5 protein-coding genes and 1 pseudogene are annotated in these 7999 nt (G+C 55.9%); 3 read left to right on the top strand and 3 right to left on the bottom strand.

Going from position 1 to position 7999, the window contains the following annotated elements:
- A pseudogene (locus RMSM_RS29460) lies at positions 1 to 821 on the bottom strand (hypothetical protein); the annotation flags it as partial.
- Between the two features lie 133 nt (positions 822 to 954).
- On the opposite strand from RMSM_RS29460, the gene RMSM_RS41425 reads away from it, so the two are divergent.
- Positions 955 to 1161 carry a hypothetical protein gene (locus tag RMSM_RS41425; RefSeq protein ID WP_008706002.1) on the top strand — a complete coding sequence of 69 codons (207 nt, stop codon included), beginning with the start codon at positions 955 to 957 and terminating at the stop codon, positions 1159 to 1161.
- 223 nt (positions 1162 to 1384) lie between these two features.
- On the opposite strand, the gene ettA is transcribed toward RMSM_RS41425, so the two are convergent.
- Together ettA and guaA are read right to left on the bottom strand one after the other, a co-directional pair.
- Positions 1385 to 3064: an energy-dependent translational throttle protein EttA gene (gene ettA, locus RMSM_RS29450; protein ID WP_008706001.1), complete on the bottom strand. Its 1680-nt coding sequence runs from the start codon at positions 3062 to 3064 to the stop codon at positions 1385 to 1387.
- A gap of 102 nt (positions 3065 to 3166) precedes the next feature.
- Positions 3167 to 4753 carry a glutamine-hydrolyzing GMP synthase gene (gene guaA, locus RMSM_RS29445; protein WP_008705998.1) on the bottom strand — a complete coding sequence of 529 codons (1587 nt, stop codon included), beginning with the start codon at positions 4751 to 4753 and terminating at the stop codon, positions 3167 to 3169.
- A 237-nt stretch (positions 4754 to 4990) separates the two neighbouring features.
- Between guaA and surE the strand changes: the two genes are divergently transcribed.
- Positions 4991 to 5752, top strand: a complete 762-nt coding sequence (gene surE / locus RMSM_RS29440; RefSeq protein ID WP_040770079.1) for a 5'/3'-nucleotidase SurE — start codon at positions 4991 to 4993, stop codon at positions 5750 to 5752.
- Positions 5753 to 5914: 162 nt separating this feature from the next.
- A complete protein-coding gene (gene tkt / locus RMSM_RS29435; protein ID WP_008705994.1) occupies positions 5915 to 7960 on the top strand; it encodes a transketolase in 2046 nt (681 codons plus the stop codon).
- Positions 7961 to 7999: the final 39 nt, after the last annotated feature.

Raw genomic sequence — 7999 nt, 5'->3', positions numbered from 1 at the left:
AGCAAAGCATCCAGTGTGACTTGACGCAACACAAAGCGATCGTAGTGACCATCCAATGTGATCGACCGTGTGTCCCAGCCACCAAAGTGATAATTTGGCCGTCGGTTTACCGGATGATCAAAATCGAACGCTCGCGGATCCAGCGAAAGCTCTTGGACGCGATTCAAGTCAAACGAGGCCGCGCGAAGGATATCGGGGTGAGTGTTGCGAAGCACTTCTAGTGCCGCTTCGATCACGTTGTGGTAGGGACCTGCGGAAATCCCGGCGCCAGCGATATACAGCGGGATCGGCCGCACAAACTCGTGAGGGTACGGTTCGCAGCGGCGATTTTCCAGCACAGGTACGGGGCGGTAACCGACGTAGTCGTTGAGTTGTTCGATAGCGCGATCGACAATCTCTTCATCGCTTGCCTCGGCCGCGTCACCGGCGAAAGCAAGTGCCAGGATCACGTCGGCCGCACGGCCCATGAAGAAACCGTTGAACAGCAGTTCGGGCTGTTGGTGGAACAGCAGATCGCGATGGTAGTCGACGTAGGCGGGAAGCAGATCGCTCCACAGAATCTTGACGACTCGCTGTGCTTGGCTGGTGTCACGAAACGCGGCTTGGCTCGCTTGCAGCGATGCGAGCGTTTCGGTCATCCAGTCTTTGAGTACCAACCACGCGGCGGGCCCTGTTAAGGGGTCCCCGGCGGACGCTTGTTGATAGACTTCATTCCAAGCGGTAAAGATCGCAGGGTCGCTGGTGCCGGACGAGAAGTTTAGATAACCCGCCAGTCGCCGAAGCGGTTCTTTGATTGCATCGGAAGGCGATTGGTTTGGCATCTCGTGGGGCACGTTTCGGGATGAAAGCGTCGGTGGAAGGGAGGGGTGTCACTGCGGGAGTGTCAAAACCGCTTCCGGTCGGGCCGATGGTTGGATCGGATGGCCGGAAGCCTGTCCCGCTCTATTTAAGCTCTTGGCTCAGCCCTTCTTTTTCTTTTTGGTTGCTTTCTTTTTGCTGGCGGTGGTTTTGGCAGCCGCTTTTTTCTTAGTGGTTTTCTTTTTGGTCGCTTTGGCTGCGGGGGCGGCTGCTTTTACTTTGCTTGTCGTTTTTTTCTTCGCAGACTTCTTGCTGGACTTTTTCTTCGTGGTCTTTTTGGGTTGGGGCCGTCACCGAAGATAGAGCTCCAACCGTCCGAATACTTTTCGTTTGTGCCGACTCGAAGAATGGTCATTGATTTCGTCTTTCGTTGTTAAGTGAGAGTGTGTGGGTGATTTACCCGCGAGGGGTAAAGCAGCATGTCGAATCGTGGTGTCGTGTCCGAATGCTGCTTTGCGGAATGTTCAATTTGCTGAATCCGTTTCCTAGAACTCAGCACGCGTTGGGCAAACCCGCTGCGGTGAAATTAACCCGCATGAATGCTTTTGTAACGAGCTCGTTTGGAAACTTCGTCCGGATCGTCTCCCATCCGCTCACGAAGGTTTCGTTCATAGATGTCGAAGTTGCCTTCGCACCACGTTAGTTTCCCGTCGCCTTCGAACGCCAGGATGTGGGTTGCGAGTCGATCAAGGAACCAGCGGTCGTGGCTGGTGACAACCACGCAACCGGCGAAGTTCTCAATCGCCTCTTCAAGGGCGCGTAACGTGTCGACATCGAGATCGTTGGTGGGTTCGTCCAACAGCAACACATTACAACCTTTTCGTAGTAGAGTTGCCAAGTGGACTCGATTGCGTTCTCCACCAGAAAGGTTGCCGACCTTCTTTTCTTGGTCGGGGCCTTTGAAGTTAAATCGTGATACATACGAGCGAGACGCGATGCTGCGTCCGCCCATTTCCAAGTGATCATGGCCGCCGCTAATTTCTTGGAAAACCGTCTTGTTCGGGTCCAACGCATCACGGCTCTGGTCGACGTAGCCCAGGTCGACCGTCTCGCCGACGCGGATCGTGCCCGAATCGGGGGTGTCTTGTCCGGTCAACATCCGGAACAGCGTGGTTTTGCCGGCGCCATTGGGGCCGATCACCCCGACGATCCCGCCCGGTGGCAAACGGAAACTGAGGTCGTCGATCAGGACTTTGTCGCCGAACGCTTTGTGGATGTTTTTGCCTTCGATCACGAGGTCGCCGAGGTGGCGTCCTGATGGAATTTGGATTTCCAACTCGTCTGGCTTGTCCTCGTACGATTGAGCCGACAATTCTTCGTAGGATTTAATACGAGCTTTGCTCTTCGCTTGCCGCGCCTTGGGGCTCATGCGAATCCATTCCAATTCGCGAGCCAAGGTTTTGTCACGAGCCTTCTGCGTGCGTTGCTCGACGGCCAAACGTTTCGCCCGAGCGTCCAGCCAAGCGGTGTAGTTGCCTTCGAACGGGATGCCTTGGCCGCGATCGATTTCCAAAATCCACTGAGCCACATTGTCGAGGAAGTAGCGATCGTGCGTCACTGCGACCACGGTGCCGCTGTAGCGAGCAAGGTGTTGTTCGAGCCAGGCGACCGATTCGGCGTCGAGGTGGTTGGTCGGTTCGTCCAACAGCAGCAGGTCGGGTTGGCGAATCAGCAGTTGGCACATTGCCACGCGGCGACGTTCGCCCCCGGACAATTTGTCGATGTTCGCATCGCCCGGTGGCAGATTCATGACCGCCATTGCGGTTTCCACTTGACGATCGAGTTCCCACAGATTTTGCGTGTCGATGATGTCCTGCAGCTTTGCCATCTCGTCGCAAAGCTTCATCATCTGGTCATCGTCGGTGACGTCGCCCAACAGCACACTGATTTCGTTGTAGCGGTCGATCACGGCGCGGCGATCGGCCACAGCGGTTTGCACGTTTTCAAAGACCGTCTTGGTTGGGTCCAGCGGTGGTTCTTGTTCCAGATAACCAACGCTAAATCCGTTGCCCAATCGAGCGGTGCCTTCGTATTCGGTGTCCTGCCCCGCCATGATTCGCATCAGCGTTGATTTTCCGGCGCCATTGGGGCCGAGAACACCAATCTTTGCACCGGGGTAAAACGCCAAGTTCACCTCATTCAACACCACCTTCTGGCCGTGTTTTTTGGTTAGGTTCGTGACTTGGTAAATGAATTGTCCAGCCATGGCAGAAGTCTGAAGTTAAAAGTTGAAAGGTTGAAAAATGCTACAGGAAGGAACGGAGCAGCGGTGCTGGGCTGCGTGTCGCAGGGATGCTGTTATGTTTCCCTATTCCCATTCAATCGTTGCTGGGGGTTTGCTGCTGATGTCGTAACACACTCGGTTGATTCCTGCGACTTCGTTGATGATCCGCGTGCTCATGCGGGCCAGCAGATCGTACGGCAGGTGGCTCCAATCGGCGGTCATGAAGTCATCGGTTTTGACGCTGCGGATGGCGATCGCATTGTCATAGGTTCGTGCATCACCCATCACGCCAACGCTTTGCACCGGCAACAGCACGGCAAACGATTGGCTGGTTTCGCGATACAGTCCCGCATTGACAATTTCCTCGACGACGATCGAGTCGGCTTCGCGAAGAACATCCAATTTTTCGCGAGTGACTTCGCCAAGGCAACGCACGGCCAAGCCTGGTCCGGGGAACGGATGTCGCCAAACGAGCGATTCCGGCAGCCCCAATTCAAGCCCCAGTCGGCGGACTTCGTCTTTGAACAAATCTCGTAGCGGTTCGATCAGTTCAAAGCCAAGTTCCTCGGGAAGTCCGCCTACGTTGTGGTGCAGTTTGATCGTCGCGGCAGGTCCATCGGGGTCGGCGCCGCTTTCGATCACATCGGGATACAACGTGCCTTGAGCCAAGAAGTGAGCGTTCTTGATTTTGGTTGCTTCTTCTTTGAAACAGTCTATGAAGGCAAAGCCAATTCGTCGACGTTTTTCTTGCGGTTCGCTGATTCCTGCGAGCGTCGCTAGGAATCGTTCTTCGGCATGGACCACGTGTAAGTCGGTTTTGAAGTGGTCGCTGAATTCACGGATCACCAATGCTTGCTCGTCTTTGCGGAGCAAACCGTTGTCGATCAAGATGCACGAAAGCTGCGGTCCGATCGCTTTGTACAACAGTGCCGCGACGACCGATGAATCGACACCGCCACTCAATCCACAAATCACGCGGCGATCGCCGACAAGTTCACGGACGTGATCGATAGCAGCTTGAGCAAAATCGCCGAGCTGCCAGGTGCCTTCGCAGCCGCATACGTCGATGACAAAGTTCTTGAGGATCTGACCGCCTTGCGGCGTGTGCGTAACCTCGGGGTGAAATTGCATCCCAAAGATCGGCAGCGTGCGATGCGCGATCGCGGCGTAGGGGCAGGTGCTGGTTTGAGCGAGCGGCTCGAAGACTTCCGAGATCGAAGAAACCTGGTCGCCGTGGCTCATCCAGACTTCGATTTCGCCCTCGAGGTCGCGAAACAGGGTTTGGGTGTTCTTGATCGTGCATGCCGCGCGGCCATATTCGCGGCTGGGGGTGTTGTCGACTTTGCCGCCGAGTGCGGCACAGGCCAACTGCATGCCGTAGCAGATGCCCAGCACGGGGATGCCCAGTTCGAATAGTTTGGGATCACACTTCGGGGCCCCGTCGACATAGACGCTTGACGGTCCGCCCGACAAGATGATCCCTTTGGGATTCAGTTCGGCGATCCGATCGGCCGCGATGTCATGTCGCAGGATTTGGCAGTAAACATTTTGTTCCCGCACGCGGCGGGCGATCAGTTGGGCGTACTGGGATCCAAAATCGAGCACCACGATCCGCTGGGCGGTCAGGCTATCGGTCGTGTATTCAGACGCAGATAAAGTCGTGTCGGCCATTGCAACGTTTGGGTTGTTTCCGCTCGTGGAAGTCGTCTTTGCAGAGAGTCTTTTCGAGCCAGCGGAAGGAGTGGTGTCGCAGGAAAGAATCACGAAGTGTAGAAAATGCCACATTGATACCCAAGGGGCCTGCTTGGATCGTTCTGCGATCTGACGCTATTTAGGACGGCGTTTTTTCAGCCGCCGGACTCCCTTGATCGCGGTATCGTTCGTCAATCTCTCTTTAAATTGATCGCAATGAGAATTTTATTAACCAACGACGATGGCGTTTTCGCTCCGGGACTTGCCGCACTTGAACAACAACTTCGTCATTTAGGCGAGGTCGTGGTCGTGGCACCGGCGACCGAACAGAGCGGAGTGGGGCATTCGATCACGTTTTTGTCCCCGCTGACCTGTAAATCAATTCGCCGCGACGGACGGCATTGGGCCTGGGCCGTCGATGGTTCGCCCGCCGATTGTGTGAAGTTGGCGATCGCCGAACTGTGCAAAGATGATCCGGTCGATTTGGTCGTCAGCGGGATCAATAACGGGCTCAATGCGGGCGTCAATGTGCTGTACAGCGGGACGGTCGCCGCAGCGATCGAAGGAGCCTTCTTTGGCGTGACCAGCGTCGCGGTGTCGCTTGAGTATGATCCCGACGCCGATTTCCAGGCGGCGGCCGTGATCGCGCGTGATGTCGTCGGCGGGTTGGTAAAGCGTTCGGAAGCAAAGGGAAAACTTTTTAATCTAAATATCCCCACTGCAGCAACGCTTGCCCCTGCTCATCTGTCCATCGTCCCCATGGGGCTGGATCAATACGGCCGAACTTACGAAAAACGCCAAGATCCGGGGGGGCGAGACTACTACTGGGCCCTCTGGTCGGAACCCGAGCAAGCACCGGCCGAACACTTTGATGTCACCGCATTACGTAACGGTAATGTGACTCTCACCCCCCTACAGTTTGACTTGACGGTTCAGCCGCTGTTGGAATCGATGGGAGATTGGGGGCTCGAGCTCTGACGGACCCTTTTGGGGTTCGCTCTGGGCGGCTAATATTTGCAGAACTGAACCATTCCGCTGCGGTAGCAAATCCCTTCCGCAGCTCCTGTTGAAATCGCCATTTCCACGAAACGAATCGCGGATTTACTTATTCCACCCCTCTTCCAGAGAGCGACTGTACCGATGAGCGTAGCCACCACGAACATTCAAACTCTAGCCATCGATACCATCCGAGCCCTCAGCATGGATGCTGTGCAAACGGCAAACAGCGGGCACCCAGGCACCCCGATGGCACTAGCACCGGTGGCTTACCAAGTCTTTAACAAGACGATGAATTACGATCCCGCTCGGCCGCATTGGCCCAACCGCGATCGTTTTGTGCTGTCGTGTGGTCACGCATCAATGTTGCTGTACAGCACGCTGCATTTGGCAGGCGTGAAGGCGGTTGATGAATCGGGCAAGGTGCTCGATGAGCTTTCGATCAAGCTCGAAGATATCAAGAATTTTCGTCAAATCGGCAGCGTTTGTGCCGGGCACCCCGAGTTCGCTGAGGCGGCCGGTATCGAAACGACCACAGGACCGTTGGGGGCCGGTGTCAGTAACTCGGTCGGAATGGCGATGGCCGAAAAATGGCTCGCGGCAAACTACAACACCGCCGACGAGGTGCTGTTTGACTACAACACCTACGCACTTTGCAGCGACGGTGACTTGATGGAAGGCGTTGCCTGTGAAGCCGCTTCGGTCGCCGGGCATTTGAAGCTCGACAATCTTTGCTGGTTGTACGACGACAACCACATCACGATCGAAGGCGACACCGATCTTTCGTTCAGCGAAGATGTCGCGACCCGATTCGAAGGTTTGGGCTGGAACGTGCTTCGCGTCGATGACGCCAACGACACCAAAGCATTGGCAGCCGCGTTGGAAAAATTCCACGCCTGCAAGGACAAACCAACCCTGATCATCGTTCGCAGCGTGATCGGTTGGGGAGCCCCGAATAAGCAAAACACGCACGGTGCGCACGGTGCACCCCTTGGATGGGACGAAGTCGCGTTGGCTAAAAAGGCTTACGGATTGCCGACCGACGAGAAATTCCATGTCCCCGAGGGAGTTCGCGAAGACTTTGCAAGCAATGTCGGAGCCCGCGGCAGCGAGGCAGCCAATGCATGGGACGCGGTGTGGGCGAAGTACCAAAAATCGAATCCCGAAAAGGCTGCGGAACTTGAAGCGATGTTCGCTGGCAAATTGCCCGAGGGTTGGGACAAGGACATTCCGGTATTTGAAGCGAGCGAAAAAGGGGACGCGACCCGCAATAGCAGCGGCAAGGTGCTCAATGCGATCGCCAAGAACATTCCGTTCATGATCGGCGGATCCGCCGACTTGGCCCCCAGCAATAAGAGCGATTTGACGTTCGAAGGTGCGGGCGATTTTTTGCCGGGGCAATACAAAGGCCGCAATTTGCACTTCGGTATCCGCGAACACGCGATGTCCGGAATCGTCAACGGTTTGTCGCTTTCAGGGCTGCGAAGCTACGCTGCGACCTTCTTCGTGTTCAGCGATTACATGCGAGGTGGGCTGCGGTTGAGTAGCATCATGCATCAACCGGTGATCTATATTTTGACGCACGATTCGATCGGCGTTGGGGAAGACGGGCCGACTCATCAACCGATCGAGCATTTGACCGCGTGCCGTGCCATTCCTGGAATGAACGTCTTCCGTCCCGGCGATGCGAACGAAGTGGCCGAATGTTACCGAGCGGCGATGAACATCAGTGACCACCCGTCGATGTTCGTGCTATCGCGTCAGAACATGCCAACCTTGGATCGCACCAAGTACGCCGCGGCCGATGGGTGCAGTCGTGGTGGCTATATCTTGAGCGATTGCGACGGGACTCCCGATGTCATTCTGATGGGAAGCGGCAGCGAATTGTACATGGCCGTCGATGCGGCGACCGAGCTGACCGCCGCTGGCAAAAAGGTGCGTGTCGTCAGCATGCCATGTATGGACATCTTCGCGAATCAGGACCAAGCGTACATCGACAGCGTGTTGCCGCCCGAAGTGACCAACCGAGTCGCAATTGAGGCGGGAATCCGCATGTGCTGGGATCGCTGGATCGGCAGCAAGGGCAAGTTCGTTGGAATGAGCGGTTTTGGCGCCAGTGGACCCTTTGATGCCGTTTATGAGCACTTTGGTATCAATACCGCTGCGATGGTTGCCGCCGCCAAGGCGTAATCGCAGAGCTGATTTCGGGGCAGACCGAGTTTGTGCGAG

It is taken from the genome of Rhodopirellula maiorica SM1, assembly GCF_000346295.1.
Taxonomy (GTDB): domain Bacteria; phylum Planctomycetota; class Planctomycetia; order Pirellulales; family Pirellulaceae; genus Novipirellula; species Novipirellula maiorica.
This window is presented reverse-complemented; position numbering and strand designations above follow the sequence as displayed.

What these genes read in the sequence shown, in the direction of transcription:
- ettA (WP_008706001.1), bottom strand. Translation starts at nt 3,064, where the DNA reads ATGGCTGGACAATTCATTTACCAAGTCACGAACCTAACCAAAAAACAC.
- guaA (WP_008705998.1), bottom strand. Translation starts at nt 4,753, where the DNA reads ATGGCCGACACGACTTTATCTGCGTCTGAATACACGACCGATAGCCTG.
- surE (WP_040770079.1), top strand. Translation starts at nt 4,991, where the DNA reads ATGAGAATTTTATTAACCAACGACGATGGCGTTTTCGCTCCGGGACTT.
- tkt (WP_008705994.1), top strand. Translation starts at nt 5,915, where the DNA reads ATGAGCGTAGCCACCACGAACATTCAAACTCTAGCCATCGATACCATC.